This is a genomic window from Providencia sp. PROV080, from assembly GCF_033688105.1.
GTDB classification, from domain to species: Bacteria; Pseudomonadota; Gammaproteobacteria; order Enterobacterales; family Enterobacteriaceae; genus Providencia; species Providencia zhejiangensis.
Genome location: NZ_CP096346.1, coordinates 3024560 through 3050677 on the forward strand (window position 1 = coordinate 3024560; position 26118 = coordinate 3050677).

The following is a 26118-nucleotide window of genomic DNA, read 5'->3' on the forward strand; positions in this document are numbered from 1 at the left end:
AGCTCACAACAGGCTAATAAAAGCTAGCCGTATGGAAGGTGTTAAGACTAGTGTGAATATGCTAATCCCCATTCCACAACGTAACGCTACAACTTGAAGTATCACGAGTATACTTTGACTACTGTTCATCATAACAGAGAACCACAAAAATAGTGATCGCCTTCCTAACTAAAAGCCACTGAACAGCAAAAAAACCCTTTTTCGTCTGATTTGACAATTAATATCCTATTACCCTAGCAGCGAAAGTTGTGATCGGGTAACATCAAAGTCCCTTTTTAATTACGGAAGTAAGATCATTACTATGTCTCAAGTCGCGAATAAACTATTGGTAACCTGTGCGTTACCCTATGCTAACGGTTCAATCCATCTCGGTCATATTCTGGAGCACATTCAGGCTGATATTTGGGTCCGTTATCAGCGAATGCGCGGCAAAGAGGTTCACTTTATTTGTGCAGATGATGCACACGGCACACCAATCATGCTTAAAGCTCAGCAATTAGGTGTTTCTCCGGAAGATATGATTGCCGCAGTGAACCAAGAGCATCAGGAAGATTTTGCTGGTTTTTCGATCAGTTACGATAACTATCACTCCACACACAGTGAAGAAAATAAACAGTTATCAGAGCTGATCTACAGTAAATTGAAAAATAACGGTTTTATTAAAAATCGTACTATTTCACAGCTTTACGATCCTGAAAAAGGCATGTTCTTGCCTGATCGCTTTGTCAAAGGCACCTGCCCAACCTGTAAAGCAGAAGATCAATATGGCGATAACTGCGAAGTCTGTGGTGCGACTTATAGTCCGACAGAACTGATTAATCCGCGTTCCGTTGTCTCTGGTGCAACACCTGAAATGCGTGATACCGAGCACTTCTTCTTTGATTTGCCTGCCTTTAGCGACATGCTGCAAGCGTGGACACGCTCAGGCGCGCTGCAAGAGCAAGTTGCGAATAAAATGCAAGAGTGGTTTGAGTCAGGACTGCAACAGTGGGATATCACCCGGGATGCGCCATATTTTGGTTTTGAAATCCCAGATGCGCCGGGCAAATATTTTTATGTTTGGCTAGACGCCCCTATCGGTTATATGGGGTCGTTTAAAAACCTATGTGATAAACGGGGTGATATCAATTTTGATGAGTTTTGGAATAAAGACTCAAAAACCGATCTGTATCACTTTATCGGCAAAGATATCGTTTATTTCCATAGCCTATTCTGGCCGGCAATGCTTGAAGGCAGCGAATATCGTAAGCCAACTAACCTGTTTGTTCATGGTTACGTGACGGTCAATGGGGCAAAAATGTCTAAATCACGCGGCACCTTTATTACCGCGCGTTCTTACCTTGATCATTTGGATGCCGATTGCCTACGTTACTATTACGCGGCCAAGCTTTCATCACGTATCGATGATATCGACTTGAATTTAGAAGACTTTGTTCAACGCGTAAACAGTGACATCGTCAATAAAGTCGTTAACCTTGCCTCACGTAATGCCGGTTTTATTGCTAAGCGCTTTGGCGGGAAGCTGTCAGCTAAATTGGCTGACCCTGAACTATATCAGCAATTTGTTGATGCAGCCCAAACTATTGGCGAGGCTTATACAAGCCGTGAATACGGTAAAGCCGTGCGTGAAATTATGGCACTCGCAGATATTGCAAACCGCTATGTTGATGATAAAGCCCCTTGGGTTGTTGCAAAACAAGAAGGTAAAGACCAAGAGCTACAAGATATCTGTTCAATGGGTATCAATCTGTTCCGTGTGTTAATGACTTATTTGAAACCCATTCTACCAGGACTGGCAAAACGCGCAGAAGCGTTCCTCAATGTTGTTCTGGCATGGGATTCCATTGCAAAGCCATTGACTGACCATGAAGTTGCACCCTTTAAAGCGCTGTTTACCCGAATTGAAATGGCGAAGGTTGATGCTATGGTTGAAGCTTCTAAAGAAAGTATTAAACCCGCTAAAGTCCTGACGGGTCCACTTGCCGATGATCCAATTCAAGAAACCATCTCCTTTGATGATTTTGCTAAAATTGATCTACGCATTGCGTTGATCAAGCAAGCTGACTTTGTTGAAGGTTCTGATAAGCTATTGAAACTACAATTAGATATTGGTGGCGAGACGCGTCAAGTGTTCTCTGGTATTCGCAGTGCCTACCCTGACCCGAAAGCATTAGAAGGTAAACTGACGGTCATGGTGGCAAACTTAGCACCTCGAAAAATGCGCTTTGGTATGTCTGAAGGTATGGTGATGGCTGCGGGTCCTGGTGGGAAGGATATTTACCTACTTAGCCCTGATAGCGGTGCTCAACCAGGAATGCAAGTAAAATAAAATAACGCAACCTACTCTGGAAAGAGTTAATTATTAAGCGAAAAGCGGAGAATGATGAATTCTCCGCTTTTTTTATCACCTTTTAACTGTGATCTGTAGCACAATAATAAAGTTAATTGTATGATGAATGCACTTAGCATAATAGGACGGGTCTCATGTCATTAAAACAAGTGCTGATAACCGGATGGCAGTATTTACGTGCTTTTGTCATACTTTATCTCTGCCTAATCATTGGGAACTTGTTATCAACACTACTGCCATTTTCTGTTCCCGGTAGCATCATCGGTATGTTAATACTGTTTGTGTTACTCGCTTTACAAATTATTCCTGCGCATTGGGCGCAACCGGGTTGCTCACTTTTGCTAAAAAATATGACACTGCTGTTCGTACCCATCGGTATTGGCATCATGAACTACTACAGTCAATTAAGTCAGCAACTGGTTCCCATTCTTGTAGCCTGCTTTATCAGTACGTTAGTGGTGATGGTGGTGGTAGCTTTTAGTTCTCACTACATCCATAAAGAGCGTCAAATCGTTGGGGCAAAGCCAGATGAGGTCCCCCTTCCCCCTGAAGAACCGACAAAAATACCAACAGATAATCAGCAAGATAAGGGGAATGGCAAATGTTAGAGCATATTTGGTGGTCACTACCGTTAACGATCGCTGTTTTTTATCTGGCACGGTTTTTATCGGTTAAATTAAAACTCCCACTGTTGAATCCATTATTAGTTGCGATAGCGATTATTGTGCCATTGCTGATTTTCACTCATACCCCCTATGAGCACTATTTCGCGGGCAGTAAAATTCTGAATGACCTATTGCAACCTGCTGTTGTTGCATTGGCATTTCCACTTTATGAGCAAATGCATCAAATTCGTGCCCAATGGAAATCTTTATTCAGCATATGTTTAGCCGGTAGTTTAGTCGCTATGTTTACTGGTACAGCCATTGCTTTATGGTTAGGTGCAACACCTGATATTGCGGCATCAGTATTACCAAAATCTGTTACAACACCGATTGCAATGGCTGTTGCTGATTCTATTGGTGGTATTCCCGCGATTAGTGCAGCTTGCGTCATTTTTGTTGGGATGTTAGGTGCTATGTTTGGCCATTCATTGTTCGATGCTTTACGTATTCGAACACATGCCTCACGAGGACTGGCTATGGGCACAGCGTCTCATGCTTTAGGAACAGCTCGTTGTGCAGAAATTAATTATATTGAAGGTGCTTATAGTTCTTTAGCATTAATGACCTGTGGGATTATTACATCCTTACTCGCCCCGTTTATCTTCCCTGTCATACTTCATCTTTTCGGCTAGACTCAATACAACGAAGAGAGGCTTATCGCCTCTCTCACTCTTTTTTGCATCAAAAACTTGAGATACATCTCTCAATTATAAAATTTGTTTCATTCATTTCACAAAAATAGTGACTATAGTCACATATGAGGGTATGACTTATTACATATACTCTCAATCATTCGAGGTATAGTTAAACGACGAGAAAAGGAGTCGCTAGGAAGCTAAACACCATACCTCAACATAAAGCGCCGCCATTGAGTATAGAATGTAAGCAAGTCATTAGGAGAGCAACTCATGCATTCAAGATTTAAGTCCGCTTGGTCTCAACTTCCAGAAAAGTTACAAACTGCGCTCAGACCTATTATTGATACACCTGACTTTCAAGCGATGCTGAGTGCCGAACACGTTAATCAGATTAAAACTGATTGCGGTTATAGTGACAGCGAGCTGGCATTTTTATTATTACCCTTCGCCGCCGCCTATGCCGTTACCCCAATTTCACACTTTAATGTGGGCGCAATTGCCCGTGGTGTGAGTGGTAACCTGTATTTCGGTGCAAATATGGAGTTCAGTGGTGTCGCTATCGCTCAAACTATCCACGCCGAGCAGTGTGCGGTGACACATGCGTGGTTAAAGGGCGAAAAACAATTAGCGTCGATCACCGTCAACTATACGCCATGTGGTCATTGCCGACAGTTTATGAACGAATTACGGGGTGGTGGCCAAATCGCAATCCACTTACCAGAACGCCAACCAGCAACATTGCATGATTACTTGCCCGATTCATTTGGTCCATCTGACTTAGAAATCACAACGCTACTGCTGGATACCGTTGATCATGGTTACAGTACGCCTAGCCGTAACCGGTTATTATGTGCTGCTATTGAAGCTGCAAACCAGTCACACGCACCTTATAGTCAATCCCATTCAGGCATTGCACTACAGCTAAAAGATGGCTCATTATTTACTGGCCGCTATGCCGAAAATGCCGCATTCAACCCAAGTCTACCGCCACTGCAAGCGGCATTGATTATGGTTAATTTAGCAGGTAAAGATATGCATGCCATTGAACAAGCGGTGTTAGTTGAAAAACAAGATGCCATCGTTAAGCAGTGGTGTATAACTGAAAATACATTGCAGGCGCTCGGTTGCCAGCAAAAAGAGGTCATTTATCTCGATTAATTGTTTATCTTTTTAACTGCCGCCAAATAAAATAGCGGCAGTTTTATTCATATCGACTTTAACAATCGATAATAAAATCAAGAGAAGATCAACATACTTAAAATATAAGCACATCTCATCATACGTGTATTTCGATATAGCGTAAAAACACCAAAAAAAAATTAAATGCGGCTATAATCGACATATCAAATCAATATGCCATTATATTTTGAGAATTATCAACCTCCTCTTCTTATCTTTAAGCCTTGATAAACGATCGATTAACCATTCTGCCTTTTAACTATTGAGATATCATCAATGGCAGTAATCGCAAAACAAGCCTGTATCAAACCGATAGACAGTGGTCGTAGATAAAATTCAATGAATAACGTAGTTTGACATTATCATACTTTATTTTAATATCGCTATATTCTCTACGAATAAATTAACTTTATCACGCCTTTAAATTCTATTTATCAATATGCATATTTTATGCTTCAGATATTTAGCAACCTATTATCGTCATTCATTATTGAAAGCTAATGACAATATTTTAAATAAATATATACGTTAATGTAGCACAAGGCATCGCACTTTATTATTTGAGCCCTATTGCTCGTTTCCACTGTTCGTCGCTTTTTTGGTGCTTTTGACTCCTCTTAAGCGCACTGTGCTGGCGCTAAGCATCCTAGGTTATCCTTACCCTTTAAGTCGTACAATTTCCCTTTTGGTTTAAGTCTTCTATTATATTGTTTATTATGCAAATAATATAAATTAACATTTATTTTAACTCTTTGTATCAATAATCACTGTACATATTTTTTGTTTGCCTTAGGATCTATCCCGACTGTTGTTTTTTAATCGTCCGAAGAGTGATATTTCATGGAACATGAATACGAAACAAAACGCCCTCTGTACATTCCTTATGCAGGCCCTATCCTGCTCGAGTTTCCTTTGCTAAACAAAGGAAGTGCTTTTAGTGAAGAAGAACGCGCTAGCTTTAACCTTTATGGCCTACTGCCAGAGCAAGTTGAAACTATTGAAGAACAAGTTGAGCGTGCCTATCGCCAATTAATTGATTTCAAAACTGACATCGATAAGCACATTTACTTAAGAAATATTCAAGATACCAACGAGACCTTGTTTTATCGCTTGATTGATGCCCATCTTACAGAAGTGATGCCAATCATTTATACCCCTACTGTTGGTGAAGCGTGTGAACATTTCTCTGATATCTATCGCCGTGCACGTGGTTTATTCATCTCTTATCCAAACCGTGAATATATTGATGATATGCTGCAAAATGCCACCAAACAAAATGTTAAAGTGATCGTTGTCACTGACGGTGAGCGTATTTTAGGTTTAGGCGACCAAGGCATTGGTGGTATGGGTATCCCTATCGGCAAGCTCTCACTTTACACCGCCTGTGGTGGTATTAGCCCAGCGTATACATTACCAATTGTCATTGATGTGGGAACCAATAATCCACAACGCCTCAATGATCCTCTATATATGGGATGGCGCCATCCACGTATTACTGGTGAAGAATACGACCAGTTTATCGATGAGTTTATTCAAGCGGTGAAACGTCGTTGGCCAAATGTTTTATTGCAATTTGAAGATTTTGCACAAAAAAATGCCATGCCATTGCTCAATCGCTATCGCGATGAGCTTTGCTGCTTTAATGATGATATTCAAGGTACTGCGGCTGTCACATTGGGAAGCTTAATTGCAGCCAGCCATGCTGCGGGCAGTAAATTAAGTGATCAACGCGTTACCTTTTTAGGTGCAGGCTCTGCTGGCTGCGGTATCGCCGAGCAAATCATTGCTCAGATGAAATCTGAAGGGCTAAGTGATGAACAAGCGCGTTCACGCATTTACATGGTTGACCGTTTTGGTTTATTGACTGATAAACTGCCTAATCTGCTTGATTTCCAAAGCAAACTAACCCAAAACAGCAATCATTTAAGCGATTGGGATGTCAATAGCGATTCTATCTCTTTATTGGATGTCGTACGTAATGCAAAACCAACGATCCTAATCGGTGTGTCTGGCCAAGCCGGTCTGTTTACAGAAGAGATCATCAAAGAGATGCATAAACACTGTGAACGTCCTATCGTGATGCCACTCTCTAACCCAACATCACGAGTAGAAGCCCGCCCAGAAGATATTATTAATTGGACAGACGGTAAAGCATTGGTCGCAACAGGAAGCCCATTCTCGCCAGTTTCTTATAAAGAGAAAATCTTCCCAATTGCTCAGTGTAACAACTCCTACATCTTCCCAGGTATTGGCCTTGGCGTTATCGCGTCAGGTGCAAAACGTGTCACAGAAGCAATGTTGATGGCAGCAAGCCGTGCATTAGCTGAGTGTTCACCACTGGCAAAAGAAGGTGAAGGCCCACTGTTACCACTATTGTCTGATATCCAACAAGTGTCACGCATTATAGCAAAACAAGTCGCTAAAGAAGCTCAAGTGCAAGGTGTTGCAACAGTAACATCAGATAGTGCATTAGATGAAGCGATCGAGCGTAACTTCTGGAAACCTGAATACCGGACTTATAAACGGACTTCATTCTAAGATAATAAGGGCACCTTAAGGTGCCCTAGATAATTCCACCAATAATTATCTTTTATCATCAACCTAAAAATAGCTTTCATGTCTCAGTGAGTGAATATTGGCATTCATTTATTGATGAGTTGTTATTTGTCATCATAAGATCTCATTATACCTATTTGTACTGAATAATGATCCATCATGTTATGTTCATCAATATCGCTATCCTTCTAGTAGAAAAAGAAAAATCACTGAATTTAATTAAAACGTTTATTGGGTAAGAATAAAAAAGAGAAATGTTTTTTAACGTCGTTAGCGCATAATGATTGATTCATATATAACGTCTAAATCTCATACTTCTTTCTCTAATTCTTGAGCCGACTTAAATTTAAATTCATTACGTATGTACTTTGCTGTGCTAATGATGCTTTTCATCATAAAATAGCCGTGATATACCGCCGTATTTTTATTAAGATCGTTATCTTTAAAGAGGGGGAGTTGAGATGATAGGACAACAAAGGCATACACTAAAATCACGCTCTTTCCTACGGGCAATGGCTCTCACGCTGATCCTTGTCCTGCTGAATATTGCCGTCTATTTCTATCAAATTGCTTTCGCTTCTCCCCTTGAATCACGGGAAAATAACTTAATACTGTTTGGTGCGAATGTTTACCAATTATCATTAACCGGAGATTGGTGGCGCTACCCTATTAGTATGATATTACATTCAAACGGGATGCATTTAGCTTTTAACTGCTTAGCGTTATTTGTGATTGGCATAGAATGTGAACGTGCTTATGGTAAATTAAAAGTATTAGCTATTTATATTATCTCAGGTGTCGGAGCGGCGCTATTTAGCGCCTATTGGCAATATTACGACACGATAAACAATCAAATATGGTCAGACAATACGGTTTATATCATCATTGGTGTAGGTGCTTCCGGTGCAATTATGGGGCTTGCGGCTGCATCCGTCATCTATTTGCTAAAAGCGATTAATAAGCCACACCCTCACCCTGTCATACACTCAAAGCAAAAGCGCCAACTCTATAATATTATTGCAATGATCGCATTAACGCTGGTAAATGGTTTGCAATCTGGTGTTGATAATGCTGCCCATATTGGAGGGGCTATTATTGGTGCACTAATCAGTATCGGCTATGTTTTAGTGTCCAAAAAGTCAGCGATGACGAGTGTTAGCATCACGGTTATTGCCGTGCTCCTGCTTGCGTTAGCGATCCACTCTTTTTCATTTTCTACAGATGAAAATTTACTGTATGAACGTCAATTTATTTATCAAGAGATCAATAAAGAACTTCACATGGCACATAAATAAAGTATTAAAGGAGATCATGCCTGCATGATCGCTTTTAGGGTCATCATAATTGCGCTACATAATATCAGCAACAATGTCATATATTGAAAAGCTCTTTCTGACAGCTTGATTAATAAATATTTAGCTAATGGCATCACCAATAATGCACCGATACACAAAGTTAGCGCCAATTTGAGATTTGTATACCCATTTTGGGCATAAGCCAATGCAGAAGCGCCCGATAAGACTGTTGTAACAACAATTGAAGTTCCAATAGCTTGCTTAATATTTAATTGCATATAACGCAACAACATCGGTAAAACGACAATGCCCCCACCAACCCCCGTTGCACCAAGTACGATTCCCGCAATTACCGCTGGTAATGCCATTGTTTGAAATGGATTTCCTTGAGCAATATTTTTTTGAATCGGTGCAGCATAAAACATTCGATGAACAAATAAATACAATGAAAAAATAATTGCGGCAACAACAAGTAGGTTAATTGCCCATTCAACCGTCTTTTGATATTCAGGGAAACTTCCTAACCAAGCAACCAATAAGCTCGACAAAAATGTGCTTGGCAACATAATTGCTAACACAATAGCCGCGCCCTTTAATGGGATATTCCCTAATCGAAAATGCATATACGAGGATGATACCTTCATCAACATCGACAGAAAATTAGCCGTTGCAACAGCGGCTAATGCATTAAGCCCAAAAAAATAAGTCAAGATGGGCAAAACGATCACACCACCACCGACGCCAGTTGTACTAATAATTAAACCAATCAATGCACCGATGGCTAATTCAGTTAAAATCACGATACCTTATCCTGCTTTACATAAACGCTCATCATTTCTTCTATGATACGTTATTTATATCTTGATTAACGAGCGTTAAGTATTTAAAAAATAAAGTGTCGAATACGACCATTTGCAAAATTTGAGGTGTGATTATGCCAAGTTGAGAAGGCTGTTCATCATAGAAATAAGGCAGTACTATATCCGCTAAACGTGCCGATTCATCTTGCCCAAAACGGGTTATCGCCACGATGGTACAACCTTTTTGTTTAGCTGTTTTTAGCATGCCATTCATATCGGGCTTATTACCCGTTGCAGTGACTGCAATCACAAGATCATGCGCATTCAAATTAACTGAATAGCTAAGTTGCATATAGAGGTCTGGACTAAATAAAACATCTTTATTTGCATTAATCAGTTTATGAAAAATATCATTCGCAACAATAGTCGAAGAGCCAATTCCCAATAACACGACACGTTTTGCGGCAACCATCTGTTGCGCAATACGATCCACTATTTTAGGTTCAAGTAACTCTAATGACTTTTCAATAGCCACAGTAAACATTTGGCCGGATTTAGTAATGATCTGATTTGTATCATCATAATAGGTTAGATTACTATACTCGTTTTTTATTCTATGTTGTTTTTCATCAGATAAGTAATCGACCTTAAACTCGGGATACCCACGATAACCCATTTGACGAGCAAAACGAATCACCGATGCACTACTGACACCCGCTGCCTGAGCAAGTTCAGCAACATTCATTGCAAGATGGCTCATATGACTGCTATCTAACAAAAAACTGGCGATACGTTGTTCAGTGCCTTTTCCCCTAGTGAGTAAACATTCCAACTTTACCCTCATTGTCGACATACCTATTCCTTCTTGTTATTTTTATCAAAAAAACCAGTTTTGACATAGCAACAAGTCCAATACTCTTTTTCTTAATATTATGATTTTAATTACTTTATTTAGTCTACCCCTGAGATTAAGACGCGATTTTTTATACTAAAATACGAATAATATTTTTATATAAGTAGAATATCTAAATGTCGTGATTATGCTGCCTTTCATCGCTCTGACTCTGACAAATAAGCCCTCACAATATTTTCAGCTAGAAACGTATATTATCTCCAAAAGCATTATATTTTATAAACAGAACAAATAATGAGCTTTGATTTAAACACCAAAAAAATTTCTTTTTCTCCTAACTTGCGTACTCCTCTTCATCGCAATCAATGCGGATGCCATTTTTATCTCAAATTTCCTTCAATAGCTGTTTGCGATCTCAATCACGAGTTATTAACGATTTGTTAACTTTTCTGTGATCCAGACAGTTTTTCTTTTCTTTTCTCTCCGAATCCATTTGCTCATTACAATTATCTCATCTATTAATACAATTCATATCAACTAACGATACAGATTAACAAAAAGATTATTTTGCGGCCGATAAAAATAGAATCCTAATAATCAGCCTGCGATTAATAACACTGGAGAAACGGTTATGTTGAGTATCCTAGGTATTATTCTTTCCCTACTGATGTTGATGTATTTTGCTTACCGTGGCGTAAGCGTTTTACTGCTCGCTCCTATCCTAGCGCTATTTGCTGTGGTGATGAGTGGAGATATCACACACTTATTTGGTGTCTACACACAGGTCTTTATGACTGGTCTAGGCGGCTATGTCATAAAGTATTTTCCATTGTTTTTACTGGGTGCCGTCTTTGGGAAGTTGATGGATGATTCAGGCTCAGCTCAATCTATCGCCTATTCATTGGTCAAAAAATTAGGTGGTCACCGTGCGCTACTCGCCGTCGTTATTACTTGCAGTATCTTGACTTACGGTGGGGTCTCATTATTTGTGGTTGGCTTTGCTATCTTCCCTATTGCAGCTGCAATTTTTCATGCTGCCGCTATTCCTAAACGCCTGATCCCTGGTGCTATTGCCCTTGGCTCACTCAGCTTTACGATGACTGCTTTACCAGGAACGCCTGCGATTCAAAACACCATTCCTATGCCATTTTTTGGAACCGATGCTTTCGCGGCTCCCGGTCTTGGCTTGATTGGTTCTGCCGTGATGTTTGCGGCTGGCTATGGCTGGTTGAGCTATCGTGTCCGTAAAGCCAAACATGCCGCAGAAGGCTACGGGGATATTTATCATGCACCAGAAAAGCATACTGATGATGAACACCATCATTTACCTGCACTATGGAAAGCCCTGTTGCCAATCGTATTAGTTGTCTCCAGTAACTATGCACTCAGCAAACTCATTCCTCTAATGAATACCGAATACCTCTCTGATGCTAAATATGGACATGCCAGCTTAAATAGCGTTTTAGGCTTGTGGGCGATTATCGGCGCGCTGGTACTTTCTTGTGTCACGATCATTTTACTGAATTGGTCACGCTGGAAAGATTTGAAAGAAACCATGAACAAAGGTGTGATGGGTTCGTTATTACCTATTTTCAATACCGCGTCAGAAGTTGGATATGGTGCAGTCATCGCCTCGCTCGCGGCATTTGCCGTAATCAGTAATTATTTACTCAGTATCTCCGCTGGCAATGTGCTAATTTCCGAAACAATTGTCATTAGCATGCTTGTCGGTACAACAGGTTCCGCTTCCGGTGGCTTGAGTATCGCTCTTAGTATGATGGGGGAACACTTTTTACAACTTGCTGAAGCAACAGGCATCTCTCCTGAATTACTACACCGAGTTGCAGCTATGGCTTCTGGCGGTCTTGATACCTTACCGCACAACGGCGCGGTGATTTCACTACTTGCTATCTGCGGTCTAACTCACAAACGTTCCTATCTCGATATTTTCATGGTGACCGTCATTGGCAGTCTGTTAGGACTCATTGCTGTTATCTCCCTTGGCTCAATATTTGGCTCATTCTAAAACAAAAGGAAATGGTTATGTCTACGATTGTGCTACCAAGAACACTTGAAATTGGTCATAATTCAATCAAGCGTCTACCGAATATTTTACAAGGCCTAAATTGCCGTAAACCTTTGATTGTAACAGATAAGATGATGGTTAAGCTCGGTTACCTGAGTGATTTACAATCGATATTATCTCAGGCAGGTATTGAAAGTGATGTCTATTCAGACACCGTTCCTGAACCGACTGCGGCCTCTATTCAAGCCGGTATTGATAAAGTCCGAAGTGCCGATTTTGATGCTGTCGTTGCACTTGGGGGTGGCAGCCCAATCGACAGTGCAAAAGCAATTGCAGTGATCGGTAAATTGGGGGGGGTTATCAATGAATACCGGTTTCCTCGACAAGTCGAGGAGCAAGGTCTTCCCATTGTTGCTATTCCTACGACGGCGGGAACAGGCTCCGAATGTACCAGAGTCACCATCATTACGGATGAGAAAACGGATGAAAAACTAATGTGTATGGGCACCGGTTTTATGCCCATCGCCGCTATCGTTGATTACAATTTAACACTGAGTGTTCCTGCCAGAACAACAGCTGATACGGGTATCGATGCAATGACACATGCCATCGAAGCTTATGTAAGCCGTAAGGCGAATTTATATTCAGACAGCCAAGCGCTGTGTGCCATGAAGCTCATCGGCCCTAATTTACGTAAAGTTTATCATAATGGTAACGATAAACAGGCTCGTGAAGCCATGATGCTAGGCTCAACACTTGCTGGCGTTGCTTTTTCTAATGCTTCCGTAGCACTCGTACATGGTATGAGCCGCCCTATTGGTGCCTTTTTTCATGTTCCACATGGTCTTTCTAATGCCATGTTACTTCCTGCCGTCACTCGCTTTTCATTAAATGCAGCAAAAGCACGCTATGCGACATGTGCCCGTACATTAACCTTTGCACAAGAGACAGATAGCGATGATGTCGCCTGCGAAAAGCTGATTAATACCCTTGTCGAACTCAACAACGAACTTTCTGTTCCAACACCAGCGGAATTTGGCATTGATAAGCAACATTTTTTCTCAGTTGTCGACACCATGGCAAAACAAGCGGAAGCCTCAGGTTCACCAGGTAATAATCCGCGAGTTCCAACTGTTGATGAAATGATCGCTATCTACACACAACTTTGGGATTAAAAACTGAATTAATTGGAGAAATAAAATGAATATCGTCGGACACCTCATTCATGGTGCAATCAATGAAACCCATTCACGCTTACAAGATATTTATAATCCAGCTACCGGAGAAGTGAGCCGTCAGGTCGCTATCGCACCAAAAGCTACCGTCGAAGATGCAATCGATGCGGCTCACAAAGCATTCCCACAATGGCGCGATACACCCCCGATGAAACGTGCACGCATCATGTTTCGTTATAAACAGTTACTCGAAGAGCGTGCCGATGAGATTTGTCGATTAATAGGTCAAGAGCACGGTAAAATTGTGCACGATGCTGCCGGTGAGTTACAAAGAGGCATTGAAAACGTCGAATATGCTTGCAGTGCACCAGAGCTCTTAAAAGGTGAGTTTAGCAAAAATGTGGGGCCTGGCATTAATTCGTGGAGTGATTTCCAACCTCTAGGGGTTGTCGCTGGGATCACCCCCTTTAATTTCCCTGCGATGGTGCCATTATGGATGTATCCATTAGCACTCGTTTGCGGGAATACCTTTGTCTTGAAACCTTCAGAGCGTGACCCAAGCGCCACCCTATATATAGGCCAACTGCTAAAAGAAGCAGGTTTACCTGATGGGGTCTTTAATATTGTTAATGGTGATAAAGAAGCTGTTGATACGTTATTGACTGATAAACGCGTCAAAGCTGTTAGCTTTGTTGGTTCAACCCCTGTTGCACAATACATTTATGCAACAGCTACGGCACATGGCAAACGTTGCCAAGCTCTCGGAGGCGCTAAAAACCATGCCATTGTTATGCCAGATGCCGATATGGAAAACGTGGTTAACTCACTCTTAGGTGCTGCTTTTGGATCATCGGGTGAGCGCTGTATGGCTTTATCCGTGGCTGTTGCCATTGGTGATGAAATCGCTGATGAGTTGGTCAGTCAGTTACAAGAACGGATGTCTACCCTAAAAATGGGAGTTTACAGTGATAAACATAACGATTTCGGCCCCGTTATCACTCGAGAACATCAACAAAAAGTCATTGGGCATATCACTAGTGCAGAAAAGCAAGGGGCAAAAATTATTGTCGATGGACGAACTGCCAAGGTAGCAGGCCATGAAAACGGCTTCTTTGTTGGCGCTACACTTATCGATAACGTCACCACCGCTATGGATAGCTATCAAGCTGAAATTTTTGGCCCAGTTCTGCAAGTGATCCGCGCTAAATCGATGCAAGAAGCCATGGATATTATTAATGAGCATGAATATGGTAATGGTACTTGTATTTATACCCGTGATGGTGAGGCAGCGAATTATTTTGCAGACTATATCCAAGTGGGCATGGTTGGGATCAATATTCCATTACCTGTACCAGTTGCCTATCATAGCTTTGGGGGGTGGAAAAATTCACTATTTGGTGACCTGCACGCTTATGGGCCAGATGGTGTCCGTTTCTATACCCGCCGTAAAACAATTACTCAGCGTTGGCCTTCAGCAAACTTACGTGAAGGCGCTGAGTTTTCAATGCCGACAATGAAGTAAAATTTAACGCATAGCTTCTCATCTTTTGCTTGATGAGAGGCTATTTTCTTCCCTCCTTCCCTCTATCACTCTTGCTTCACACCTGCGATAATGCCACCATGGCAAAAAAATTTATGTTAAGAGAAACCGTCTATTGAATACACAGCATGATAAAAGTTCAGCCGTAACACGCGTTTTGGCCATTTTGGAGCACATTGCAAAATCTGATAATCCTCTTTCACCTGCTGATATTGCTCATGATCTGGCTATCCCTAAACCGACTGTTCATCGTCTTCTTGCTCAACTTAAGCAAGATGGTTATCTACAAATGAATTTAAGAGGGCTTTGGGAACCGGGAAATCGCTTACTCCAGATATCGCAAGGTGTTTGGAATAGTGTTCGTTTTAAGTCTGCACGCCAAGTCATACTGAGAACACTGGCAAACAATATCAATGAAACCTGTGGAATTTCAGTGCCGAATGGCTTAGAAATGCTGTACTACGAAAGAATTCAAACCAATTGGCCACTACAAATTAACTTACCGGAAGGCAGTCGTACGCCGCTTTGGTGTACAGCCAGTGGTAAGCTGTACCTTGCAAGCCTTAGCGAAGCCAAACGACAAAGCTTGTTAAAAGCCCTCCCTATTCATCAAATGACACGCAATACGCTAGTTGACATGTTTGAATTAAATGCTCAACTCGATAAAATCGCTCAAACTCAAATCAGTACGGATAATGAAGAGTTTATTGATGGGATGGTAGCCTGTGCAGTACCTGTAAAAGATGAGAAGAATCGGTTAATTGCTTGCATTTATACGCATGCACCATCAATTCGAACCCCTCTAGGATCTCTACTTGAACATGTTCCTGTAATGCAACAATCGGCACTTGCGCTGAGCCAACTCGAACACTGTTAAATCTATTGACAGGATTTTACGTTGCTCAACTTGCTTCCCCCATTTAAGTCAAGTAGCCTTATCATTACGACTATTATTATGAAGGCAAGGACAATGAGGAAACGTCTGCTTTATGGTCTAATAACTATTTTAGGGATAACTTTAGTCACTATTATTTTACTTGACCGCTGGATCGCTTGGGAAACTGCCCCTTATATCTATGAAAAAGTTGAAGAGCTGCCCGCACGTGATGTCGGGATGGTTTTAGGGACATCGAAATATTATTCGACAGGCGCTCAAAATTTATACTACCACTACCGAATCCAAGGTGCCGCAGATGCTTACCATAGCGGAAAAGTAAAATATTTACTGCTAAGTGGTGATAATGGCGCTCATAGTTACAATGAACCGATTACCATGCGCAAAGATTTAATCAAGGCCGGTGTTCCCGCCTCTAAAATTGTTCTCGATTTTGCAGGTTTTAGAACGTTAGATTCTGTTGTTCGTACTCGCAAAGTATTTGATACGGATAATTTCACGATTATCACTCAGCGCTTTCATTGTGAAAGAGCCTTATTTATTGCTAAACATAAAGGTATCGATGCACAGTGTTTAGCTGTACCAACGCCAAAAGCCATGTTTAAGGTAAGAGTACGTGAAGTATTTGCACGGTTAGGGGCGTTGGCTGATCTCTATATTTTAAATCGTGAGCCTAAGTTTCTAGGGGAACAAGAATCCATTCCTGCACCAATCAAAATGTCTGAAGGAATGAAGGGTTATCCTGCCGTTTCACCCGATGAAGTAAATAAAATTTAATCCTCTTTATTCATTAGGCAGTTATCAAACATAACTGCCTAAATGCTTATTTCGGGCTTTCTAAGCAATTGGATATGGTGTCAGTCAGTTTGCGCCATCCCCATTCGATTGGGCCTTGCGTGAAAAAGTGTAACCAATAATAAGAAAACAGTAAGTTGATTAGCCATATTGGCACAATAAACGCTAATAACTCGAGTCGAGAAAACTTATTAAAGTAACTCAAATGATAAAAAATCGTTGTACAAATAAGGGTTTGCAATAAATAATTACTTAATGCCATACGCCCTGTACATTGCAACATCTTAGCAATGACACACGTTTTTATACTTTCCCAGAAACCATAAACTAGCGCAATATACCCTAGTGATTGTAGCGGGATCATCAATTCATTAATAATATAGCCGACAATCGAGGTAGCAAAATACCCCCAACCAAATTGACTTTGTAGATAAAGTGACAAAATTTGCACCAACAAAGCCGGTGTGATCAATAAAATGGCCATACGTCGATAATGCTGCGAACTAAATTGCCCACATAACCATCCATTACGGATTAATAAAAACCCTATTATCATTAATCCAAGTAACTGCCAACCATATTGAATAAATAGCATTTCGAGCATGTTGAGTACAGATCGTGCTCGATATAGCAGGCTAACACTCCCCCCCGTTGTTTTTTGTAAAAATTCAGAGAGTGCTTGTTCTTCAGACACACGCCAGAAGTTATCTGCATCGACCGAAATACCAAGGAAAAATAAAATAATGAGCCCAATGACATAAATAAAACAGGCAAATTTTAACAAATATTGCTGTGTATACTGCTCAAAAATAAATAATGCCATTACTCCCGTAATCGCGTAAGCGAGTAAAATATCACCATCCCAAAGCCCTACACCGTGAATCACGCCTAAAATCGCTAAGATCGCTAAACGGCACATATTCCACCGATAGCCTTTACGATGTAAAAGTGCCAAAGTTGCACCAAATAAAATCGAAAAAATAGCTAAAAACTTGCCTTGGAAAAAGAGATTAAAGACGCCCCAGACGAGGATGTCTGGTTGGCTTACCGATTGAGAATACACAGGATTCATATAGGCCATTTGCGGCAAAGCAAACCCAAAAATATTCATTAATAGAATACCTAAGATTGCAATGCCGCGCGTTGCATCAAGCCTATCAATGCGCCTTTGTTGGGATTCAGGCGATGCCATGACAGCCATAATGCATTACTGATGGCGTACTGCGCGCAAAAACTCTTGGCGCGTATTTTGACTTGATTTAAATAGCCCACCTAAAGAAGTCGTCGTCGTTGCGCTGGTTGCATCACGAATACCGCGAGCTTTGACACAGTAGTGTACCGCATCAATTGATACCGCAACATTATTTGTTCCAAGTAATGTCTGTAGCGCAACTAAAATTTGCTGAGTCAAACGTTCTTGAACTTGAGGACGTTGAGAAAAGAACTGAACAATTCTATTGATCTTCGAAAGACCTATCACTTTATCTTTTGGAATATAAGCAACCGTCGCTTTTCCATCAATAGTGACAAAGTGATGCTCACATGTACTCGTTAATGTAATATCACGTACAGTCACCATTTCGTCGACATTCATTTTATTTTCAATGACGGTGATTTTTGGGAAGTTCGCGTAATCTAGACCTGAAAAAATCTCATCAACATACATTTTAGCAATACGTTTTGGGGTATCTGCTAAGCTGTCATCGGTTAGGTCTAAATTCAGTAACTTCATGATCTCTGCCATATGCCCTTCAATTAGCTGCTTACGCTCTTGCCCAGATTTAGGTTGGATGCGTAACGGCGTTTCAAGCCCTCTCGCTGCCAGAGCAGCATGAACCAATTCGGCTTCTTTACTCAGAGATGACATTAGATTCTCCACAAACGATATAACGATTTTTTATAAAAACGCAGGTGTGCGCCGTACTCTAAAACAGCATGTATCGATAATCCAGCATTACCGCCATGGTTCATATGAAATATTTGCATGAACCAATATTTATTTCATCATGATACACCGTCGAATTCTTTAACGGCTATATTATTATTTCTCTAATAAATAACATATTTACCGCTATAGTCTTTATCTAGAACGGCGATAGACTAACCCACCGGCAATACACAAAGCCATAAATGCGGTATACAGTGCAGGTTCCAGTTTTCCTGTTAGCAAAGTAGAAATGAAGGACAGTGTTGGGCCCACTAATTGACCTATGGCATAAAAAGTAGTGAGTAATCCAGCCATAAAGCGATTATGTTCGGGGGCTAATTCACGACCTAATTGCATTGATAGCTGTACAGCACACATAAAGCCACCACCAATCAATATCGCGGCCATCACTAATCCCGAAATACCTGAAATCACTTCCGCAATGAGAATGCCAACCCCTTGTAACCATAACGTGATGGCTAAACGATTTTGTGTTGTAGATACCGTCCTTAATAGCATGGCGATAAGAATACCAAGTACAGCTGACGCACCAAAAACGGGCCAAACAAACTGGGCAAATAGGCTATCAGGAAAGCGCTGGGAAGCCATTTGCGACAAAAAGGTCGCAGGTAATATATAGCCAAATCCAGCTAATCCATAACTCCATACCAAGCGCTTAATTTCCGGCGTAAGATGCAGCTTTTTCACGTCTCCTGCTGGACGATGCCATTGACCCGTTCGAGGAATATAACGACTGATATACAAGCTAAAAATAAGGGCCAACACACCATAAATCAACCAACCTTGGCTGGCAGATAATTGCCAATCTTGAATCGCAACGGCGAACATACCGCTAATAAATATGCCTGCTCCTGTCCCCGCAAACACCGCGACACTTAACGCCGGGCGATTTAACCTCGCTAAATTTTCATTTGCCCAAGCAACGACCAACACTAATGACATGCCACTCGCCCAGCCAATAACAAAACGCGCGAGACTATGAAGTATGACATCACCAAGAAGTGATGATATTAATGTGATCGCAACTGCTCCCCATATCCCCAACCACATACGGACTTCAATATGCTGACGAGCTCGCATCGCATCAAATGAACCCAATAAATATCCTAGATAATTAAATGCAGCAACGACACTGGCGGTAGAGAGGGTTAGCTGATGCTCTTCAATCATTAACGGAACTTGAGGCGTGAGCGTAAAACGCCCTATTCCCATCACGACAATTAATGAAAGAAATCCGCTAAAAGCAATATGAAAAGCACTAGCGCTACGGCTTGAATGGGGATGTTTCTGCGCTACAGCCATAAAATCCTTTGTTTCATCTCAAATGCAATAATTAATTTGATTACTGGTTTAACATAGCATTCACAAAAAAACAATTTTGTTTATGCCTAATAGCAGATTGTTTTCTGTGTGGTTTTTTCTACGAAATCCAATCAAAAGCTATTCTGAATCAATTTCTATTCATTCACCCATCGCAATATCTCTGCCATAATAAGCAGTACGACAGTATTTTAAGCCTCAATGGCAAAGCAGAAATATAGGGGTAATAATGGACATGTGTCATACCGCGGGATTGATCTCTCTTGAGCAAGCACTAGAAAAAATTCTTTCTCAAACACAAGCTGTGACTAGCTCAGAATCCATTCCGCTCACAGAATCGGCCCAGCGCATCACCGCAGCTGACATCATCTCACCAATGAATGTTCCCCCATTTGATAATTCTGCAATGGATGGCTACGGTCTTCGTTTCGCAGAGTGGGATGGTAAAACCCCTATGCCTGTAGCAGGAAAATCATTCGCAGGCCAACCAATGCAAGGGGAGCTTCCCCACGGTAGCTGTGTTCGCATTATGACTGGCGCACCCATTCCACAAGGTGTCGATACTGTCGTCATGCAAGAAGAGACGGAAGAGACAGCTCAAGGGATCTTATTTACAGGTACTGTCAAACAAGGTAGCAATATCCGCCGAGCAGGCGAAGATATCGCCAAAGGAAGTTGCGTACTCCCTCGCGGCACGCTGCTATCCACAGCCCAATTACCCCTTATCGCGTCTTTGGGCATTGCAACGGTCAATGTACATCGCCGTCTAAAAGTTGCACTATTTTCTACAGGAAATGAGCTGCAAGCAGTTGGTCAACCGTTGCAAGAGGGGCAAATCTACGACACTAACCGCTTTACTGTCCGCTTGATGCTCGAAAAACTCAATTGTGAAATTATCGACTTAGGTGTTATTCCTGATTCCCCTGAAAAACTTAAACAAACCTTTATTGATGCCGATAGCCAAGCTGACTTAGTGATTAGTAGTGGCGGTGTCTCCGTGGGGGAAGCTGATTACACGAAACACATTTTAGAGGAGCTAGGAGAAATCGGCTTCTGGAAACTTGCCATAAAACCCGGCAAGCCATTTGCTTTTGGTAAACTCCATTCAGCGTGGTTTTGTGGATTACCAGGTAACCCTGTCTCCGCGGCACTTACCTTTTATCAACTCGTACAGCCGTTAATTGCTCGCCTTTCTGGAAATAGCCAGTGGCAAGCGCCAATGAAATTTAAAGTTCCTGTGACTACGCCATTGAAAAAAAGCCCCGGCCGTCTGGATTTTCAACGTGGGATCCTAAGCGTCAATGAACATGGGCTGCTGCAAGTTGCAACAACAGGGCATCAAGGCTCTCATGTGTTTAGTTCCTTTAGTTTAGCCAACTGCTTTATCGTCTTAGAAAGAGAACGAGGACATGTCGCCGCAGGCGAAATCGTTGATGTCGAAATGTTCAATGACCTACTCAAAAGTGAATAATGACAGTGCAAGAGCTTACCGATCAAGAAATGTTACGCTATAACCGTCAAATCATTTTGCGTGGATTTGATTTTGACGGTCAGGAGAAACTCAAGGCCAGCAAAGTGCTGGTCATTGGTCTCGGTGGTTTAGGTTGCGCAGCCACACAATACTTAGCGGCTGCGGGTGTCGGTCAACTCACCTTAGTCGATTTCGATACCGTTTCACTGTCTAATTTACAGCGGCAAACCTTGCACCGTGATGCGACGATTGGCCAACCTAAAGTGGATTCCGCTAAAGCTCAATTAACAGCGATCAATCCACATATTTGTATTGATACGATCAATGCACAGTTGGATGATGTGCAACTAAATGAATTAATCACAACACATCATGTAATACTTGATTGCACCGATAATGTCGCTATTCGTGAACAATTAAATCGTCTATGTTTCCAACAAAAAAAACCGCTGGTGTCAGGTGCCGCTATTCGCATGGAAGGACAATTGTCAGTTTTTACCTATGAAGATGACACCCCTTGTTACCACTGCTTGAGCCGCTTATTTGGTGAAAATAGTCTAACCTGTGTAGAGGCAGGTGTAATGGCTCCATTAGTCGGAACGATTGGTACACTGGAAGCGATGGAAACCATCAAACTGCTCACGCAATATGGGAAAGTGAATACGGGTAAGGTGTTATTCTTTGATGCGATGACGATGGAGTTCCGCCAATTTAAACTCACCAAAGACGCCCATTGTGAAGTGTGCTCTCAGCAATAACATTTTTGTCGATGATATGTGGCGGTTATTCAAATGCCGCCCAAATTAAGAATAATCCTAAAAAATAAATTATTTTTGCTTTAACCTTATACTATCCCCTTTCGTGTTGGCTGGCATGGATAATCAGTCATCACTTTACATTACTAAATAAGTTACTGAGAGTATTTAATATGCAATTCCCTCCTTGCCCGAAATGTCAGTCTGAATACACCTATACTGATAACGATATGTATATCTGCCCTGAGTGTGCGCATGAATGGAATGATGCCGAGCCTGTTGAAGAAAACGATGAGTTGGTCGTTAAAGATGCGAACGGAAATCTATTAGCAGATGGCGATACTGTCACTGTCATTAAAGATCTAAAAGTGAAAGGCAGCTCATCAATGCTAAAAATTGGTACTCGTGTAAAAGGTATCCGCTTAGTCGAAGGCGACCACAATATTGATTGTAAAATTGATGGATTCGGCCAAATGAAGCTAAAATCTGAATTTGTGAAAAAGAACTAATGAACTTATTTTGTTAAAAACTAAGACCTAGCTAGGCTAGGTCTTTTTTCAATCATTTATAAACTATAGTCAGTTTATTCAACAACCCCTTGGCTCTTCAAATATTCATCATAAGTGCCTTTGAAATCAATCACTTTATCTTCCTTAATTTCTAAGATACGACTTGCTAATGAACTGACAAACTCACGGTCGTGAGAAACAAAAATCAATGTTCCTTTATAGAGTTCTAACGCAAGGTTTAAGGATTCGATCGATTCCATATCTAAGTGGTTGGTTGGCTCATCCATAATTAAGATATTTGGTTGTTGCATCATGAGCTTACCAAATAACATACGGCCTTGTTCACCACCCGATAAAACAGAAACCTTTTTCTTAATATCATCTTGAGAGAACAGTAAACGACCTAAAATACTGCGGACGGCTTGTTCATCATCCCCTTCGTTTTTCCATTGGCTCATCCAATCAAAAACGGTTAAATCAGTATTAAAATCCTCGGCATGATCCTGAGCATAATAGCCGATAGAGCTATTTTCAGACCATTTTACTGTACCACTTTTAGGTGGTAACTCACCTACCAGTGTTTTCAAAAATGTCGTTTTACCAATACCGTTCGCACCGATAACCGCCATTTTTTCACCAACTTCTAGCAATAAGCTCACATTTTTGAATAGAGAGGATTGCTCATAACCGTTGGTCACAGCTTCAAGTTCCAATGCATTTCGGAACAATTTTTTCTCTTGTTCAAAACGTATGAATGGGTTTTGGCGACTAGAGGCTTTAACTTCTTCCAATTGAATTTTATCAATTTGGCGTGCACGAGAAGTTGCTTGTTTTGATTTAGAGGCATTAGCGCTGAAGCGACTCACAAATGATTGCAATTCGGCAATTTGCGCTTTTTTCTTCGCATTATCGGCAAGTAAGCGCTCTCTTGCTTGTGTTGCGGCAATCATATACTCATCATAGTTACCCGTGAACAAACGCAGCTCACCATAATCTAAGTCGGCCATATGGGTGCAAACTGTATTCAGGAAGTGCCTATCATGGGAAATAATCACCATCGTACAGTTACGGTCGTTCAATACTTGCTCTAACCAACGAATAGTATCGATATCAAGGTTGTTGGTTGGTTCATCGAGTAACAAAATATCGGGATCAGAGAACAGTGCTTGAGCCAAAAGTACCCGCAATTTCCAACCAGGAGCAACTTCACTCATTGGGCCGTAATGCTGCTCGACAGGAATACCAACACCAAGTAGCAGCTCACCCGCACGAGCTTCCGCACTGTAGCCATCCATTTCACCGTAAGCGACTTCAAGGTCTGCAACGCGATAGCCATCCTCTTCACTCATTTCTGGGAGGGCATAAATACGGTCGCGTTCTTGTTTTACATTCCATAGCTCAACGTGCCCCATAATCACAGTATCCAGTACCGTGTATTCTTCAAAGGCAAATTGATCTTGGCGAAGCTTACCAATGCGCTCATTAGGGTCTGTGGTACTTACATTTCCCGCAGTTGGTATAAGATCGCCCCCTAATATCTTCATAAATGTCGATTTACCGGCGCCATTTGCGCCGATTAAACCATAACGATTTCCTGTTCCGAATTTAACGGAAATATTTTCAAACAGCGGCTTACTGCCGAACTGCATAGTGATATTGCTTGTCTGTAACACTTCTATGCCTTTAATTTATGATGTCGAGGATACCCAACCAAATAGCGGCGCATTATGCCACATTCGTTCGCTTAGATCTTGTACTGATTGCGCCACCGAGATCAATAGTCATCCACCTGCTCTGTCTATAATCAAATGAGATAAACATGAATCGGTTATGGACTTATACATCAATACTAATTATTGCTATTATGACGATATAATGAATGGTATTAAAAAGTTGTATAATGAACTTTAAGTTCTAAATAAAAATATTCTTCGTTAAGACAACGGAATATAATCGCAATAAAAAATAGAATATATTGATAATATCGTGATGGCCCCATATTTATTATTAGGCCATCAATGGGCTTTTATAGCTTAATTCCCATGGTACGAGTGATTTCTGTTAACCCTTCTCTCTCATAAAACTTAATAGCTTGATGATTTTGTGATAATACAGAAAGTTCTAAATGACTTAAATTGCGTTCTTTCGCCCATATTTTCATATGCTCAAGAAATTGATGCCCCATTTTTTGACTTCTTAATTCTGGAGCAACGACAAGGTCAAAGATATAACAAAAATCTCTAGGAACCATACAGTTATAGGGAGATGCTGATTGTTGTTGAGCGAGGCAAAAACCTTTAACTTTTCCATCATGCTCTGCCACTAGCAACTGAAATTTTTCATCACTAATGGCATGTTCGACAAACTCTCTAGCCTGTTTTGCTGGTTGCATTCTTTCACTGTCTAAATTCGCCATCTCTGAAAATAATAGCTCGTATAGGGAAAGCACTGCTTCAAGGTCTTGTTTAACCGCACATCGGATCATAAATCCCCTCTTAATAAGTTAGCTATATGTTTTTATTGATGGCGCGATATAGCTCTCAAAGCGATCGAATAATGCCGCTGGAGAAGTTTCAACAATCGCCATGTGACGATATTTTTCCTGCAAAAAAGCCTCATCTGCCATTTTATTGGTCATATCGATTAATGGTTGCCAATAGTTATTAATATTGAACAGGCCGCAAGGTTTGGTATGTAAACCAATTTGGCTCCAAGTAAATACCTCACTAAATTCCTCAAGCGTGCCATATCCTCCGGGTAAAGCAACGAAACCATCAGCTAGCTCTATCATTTTATTTTTACGCTGGTGCATTGTTTCAACTTTATATAATTCAGTGAGGTTTTTATGTGAAATTTCACGTTCTTCAAGTAATGAAGGAATAACGCCAATGGCTTTTCCGCCTAAAGATAAAATGGTGTCAGCCACTGTTCCCATAATGCCTACGCTAGCACCACCATAGACTAAAGTAATATTACGTTTGACCATTTCTTCAGCAAATTGAATAGCCTGCTGCCGATAAACCTCATTCGCCCCCATGCTTGACCCACAATATACCGCGATACTGTTAATTTTTTTCATTTTGTCCTCATTATTATTGTGTTTTTATTGAAAAATAATTATACGTCACATAAAGATAACCTCAATACACATTGTATAAAGCCATAAAGTCGCATATAAATTATTGCCCAAATTTAGTCTATACTTTAGTCGGTATCGGGTTAACAAGATAAACATTAAATGTCATGTATTATTGTGCTTTATATTTTATAAACACATATTATCTATGTTGAATTTATGCCATAATTACGTCCATCTTATTGCTAAGCTATGTGTTTTTCCTTTTGTCG

At 41.0% G+C, this 26118-nt stretch carries 22 protein-coding genes; 14 read left to right on the plus strand and 8 right to left on the minus strand.

From position 1 onward, the window contains the following. The first annotated feature begins 301 nt into the window (after positions 1-301). From metG to M1F03_RS13425, 6 genes are all read left to right on the plus strand, one after another. On the plus strand, positions 302-2329 hold the full coding sequence (metG, locus tag M1F03_RS13400; RefSeq protein WP_251464537.1) for a methionine--tRNA ligase: 2028 nt from the start codon (positions 302-304) through the stop codon (positions 2327-2329). Between the two features lie 155 nt (positions 2330-2484). Continuing rightward, complete coding sequence (locus M1F03_RS13405) at positions 2485-2958, plus strand: CidA/LrgA family protein (RefSeq protein WP_154624492.1); 474 nt, start codon at positions 2485-2487, stop codon at positions 2956-2958. After that, entirely contained in the window at positions 2952-3647 is a 696-nt protein-coding gene (locus M1F03_RS13410; RefSeq protein WP_154624493.1) for a CidB/LrgB family autolysis modulator, read from the plus strand. The genes M1F03_RS13405 and M1F03_RS13410 overlap by 7 nt, the downstream gene beginning before the upstream one ends. Before the next feature lie 276 nt (positions 3648-3923). Beyond that, a complete protein-coding gene (gene cdd, locus M1F03_RS13415) occupies positions 3924-4811 on the plus strand; it encodes a cytidine deaminase (protein ID WP_196714060.1) in 888 nt (295 codons plus the stop codon). 861 nt (positions 4812-5672) lie between these two features. Next, positions 5673-7370 carry an NAD-dependent malic enzyme gene (locus M1F03_RS13420; RefSeq protein WP_154622547.1) on the plus strand — a complete coding sequence of 566 codons (1698 nt, stop codon included), beginning with the start codon at positions 5673-5675 and terminating at the stop codon, positions 7368-7370. A 479-nt stretch (positions 7371-7849) separates the two neighbouring features. Next, positions 7850-8683 (plus strand): rhomboid family intramembrane serine protease, encoded by an 834-nt coding sequence (locus M1F03_RS13425; RefSeq protein ID WP_163862698.1) that lies wholly within the window; start codon positions 7850-7852, stop codon positions 8681-8683. 14 nt (positions 8684-8697) lie between these two features. On the opposite strand, the gene M1F03_RS13430 is transcribed toward M1F03_RS13425, so the two are convergent. Together M1F03_RS13430 and M1F03_RS13435 are read right to left on the minus strand one after the other, a co-directional pair. Then, on the minus strand, positions 8698-9486 hold the full coding sequence (locus M1F03_RS13430) for a sulfite exporter TauE/SafE family protein (protein ID WP_318840139.1): 789 nt from the start codon (positions 9484-9486) through the stop codon (positions 8698-8700). Between the two features lie 37 nt (positions 9487-9523). Further along, positions 9524-10336 carry a MurR/RpiR family transcriptional regulator gene (locus tag M1F03_RS13435; RefSeq protein ID WP_163862702.1) on the minus strand — a complete coding sequence of 271 codons (813 nt, stop codon included), beginning with the start codon at positions 10334-10336 and terminating at the stop codon, positions 9524-9526. 631 nt (positions 10337-10967) lie between these two features. On the opposite strand from M1F03_RS13435, the gene M1F03_RS13440 reads away from it, so the two are divergent. The 5 genes from M1F03_RS13440 to sanA all read left to right on the plus strand — a co-directional run bounded on the left by M1F03_RS13440 (position 10968) and on the right by sanA (position 16749). Then, entirely contained in the window at positions 10968-12362 is a 1395-nt protein-coding gene (locus M1F03_RS13440; protein WP_154622700.1) for a GntP family permease, read from the plus strand. Between the two features lie 17 nt (positions 12363-12379). Further along, positions 12380-13537 (plus strand): iron-containing alcohol dehydrogenase, encoded by a 1158-nt coding sequence (locus tag M1F03_RS13445; RefSeq protein WP_251464538.1) that lies wholly within the window; start codon positions 12380-12382, stop codon positions 13535-13537. Between the two features lie 25 nt (positions 13538-13562). Further along, positions 13563-15059, plus strand: a complete 1497-nt coding sequence (locus tag M1F03_RS13450) for a CoA-acylating methylmalonate-semialdehyde dehydrogenase (protein WP_251464539.1) — start codon at positions 13563-13565, stop codon at positions 15057-15059. 133 nt (positions 15060-15192) lie between these two features. Beyond that, on the plus strand, positions 15193-15954 hold the full coding sequence (locus M1F03_RS13455) for an IclR family transcriptional regulator (RefSeq protein ID WP_196714056.1): 762 nt from the start codon (positions 15193-15195) through the stop codon (positions 15952-15954). 93 nt (positions 15955-16047) lie between these two features. Continuing rightward, complete coding sequence (sanA, locus tag M1F03_RS13460; protein ID WP_251464540.1) at positions 16048-16749, plus strand: outer membrane permeability protein SanA; 702 nt, start codon at positions 16048-16050, stop codon at positions 16747-16749. Between the two features lie 46 nt (positions 16750-16795). Here the strand turns inward: sanA and yeiB are convergent, their stop codons facing one another. From yeiB to M1F03_RS13475, 3 genes are all read right to left on the minus strand, one after another. Further along, the gene (yeiB, locus tag M1F03_RS13465; RefSeq protein WP_251464541.1) at positions 16796-17968 is read right to left on the minus strand and encodes a DUF418 domain-containing protein YeiB; all 1173 of its coding nucleotides are present in this window, start codon (positions 17966-17968) and stop codon (positions 16796-16798) included. 6 nt (positions 17969-17974) lie between these two features. Then, entirely contained in the window at positions 17975-18634 is a 660-nt protein-coding gene (gene folE, locus M1F03_RS13470; protein WP_154622694.1) for a GTP cyclohydrolase I FolE, read from the minus strand. A 213-nt stretch (positions 18635-18847) separates the two neighbouring features. Further along, positions 18848-20017, minus strand: coding sequence for a YbfB/YjiJ family MFS transporter (locus tag M1F03_RS13475; protein ID WP_163862709.1), 1170 nt, complete (start codon positions 20015-20017; stop codon positions 18848-18850). A gap of 247 nt (positions 20018-20264) precedes the next feature. Between M1F03_RS13475 and moeA the strand changes: the two genes are divergently transcribed. The 3 genes from moeA to M1F03_RS13490 all read left to right on the plus strand — a co-directional run bounded on the left by moeA (position 20265) and on the right by M1F03_RS13490 (position 22770). Continuing rightward, the gene (moeA, locus tag M1F03_RS13480) at positions 20265-21506 is read left to right on the plus strand and encodes a molybdopterin molybdotransferase MoeA (RefSeq protein ID WP_251464543.1); all 1242 of its coding nucleotides are present in this window, start codon (positions 20265-20267) and stop codon (positions 21504-21506) included. Continuing rightward, positions 21506-22264, plus strand: a complete 759-nt coding sequence (moeB, locus tag M1F03_RS13485; RefSeq protein WP_251464544.1) for a molybdopterin-synthase adenylyltransferase MoeB — start codon at positions 21506-21508, stop codon at positions 22262-22264. Before moeA ends, moeB begins: the two co-directional genes overlap by 1 nt. A 170-nt stretch (positions 22265-22434) precedes the next feature. Continuing rightward, the gene (locus tag M1F03_RS13490; RefSeq protein WP_251464545.1) at positions 22435-22770 is read left to right on the plus strand and encodes a zinc ribbon domain-containing protein YjdM; all 336 of its coding nucleotides are present in this window, start codon (positions 22435-22437) and stop codon (positions 22768-22770) included. A gap of 74 nt (positions 22771-22844) precedes the next feature. Here the strand turns inward: M1F03_RS13490 and M1F03_RS13495 are convergent, their stop codons facing one another. The 3 genes from M1F03_RS13495 to M1F03_RS13505 all read right to left on the minus strand — a co-directional run bounded on the left by M1F03_RS13495 (position 22845) and on the right by M1F03_RS13505 (position 25849). Continuing rightward, positions 22845-24443: an ABC-F family ATPase gene (locus tag M1F03_RS13495; protein WP_163862717.1), complete on the minus strand. Its 1599-nt coding sequence runs from the start codon at positions 24441-24443 to the stop codon at positions 22845-22847. A gap of 353 nt (positions 24444-24796) precedes the next feature. After that, positions 24797-25255 carry a GNAT family N-acetyltransferase gene (locus tag M1F03_RS13500; RefSeq protein ID WP_154622689.1) on the minus strand — a complete coding sequence of 153 codons (459 nt, stop codon included), beginning with the start codon at positions 25253-25255 and terminating at the stop codon, positions 24797-24799. Positions 25256-25273: 18 nt separating this feature from the next. Further along, complete coding sequence (locus M1F03_RS13505; protein ID WP_154622688.1) at positions 25274-25849, minus strand: TIGR00730 family Rossman fold protein; 576 nt, start codon at positions 25847-25849, stop codon at positions 25274-25276. Between the last annotated feature and the right edge of the window lie 269 nt (positions 25850-26118).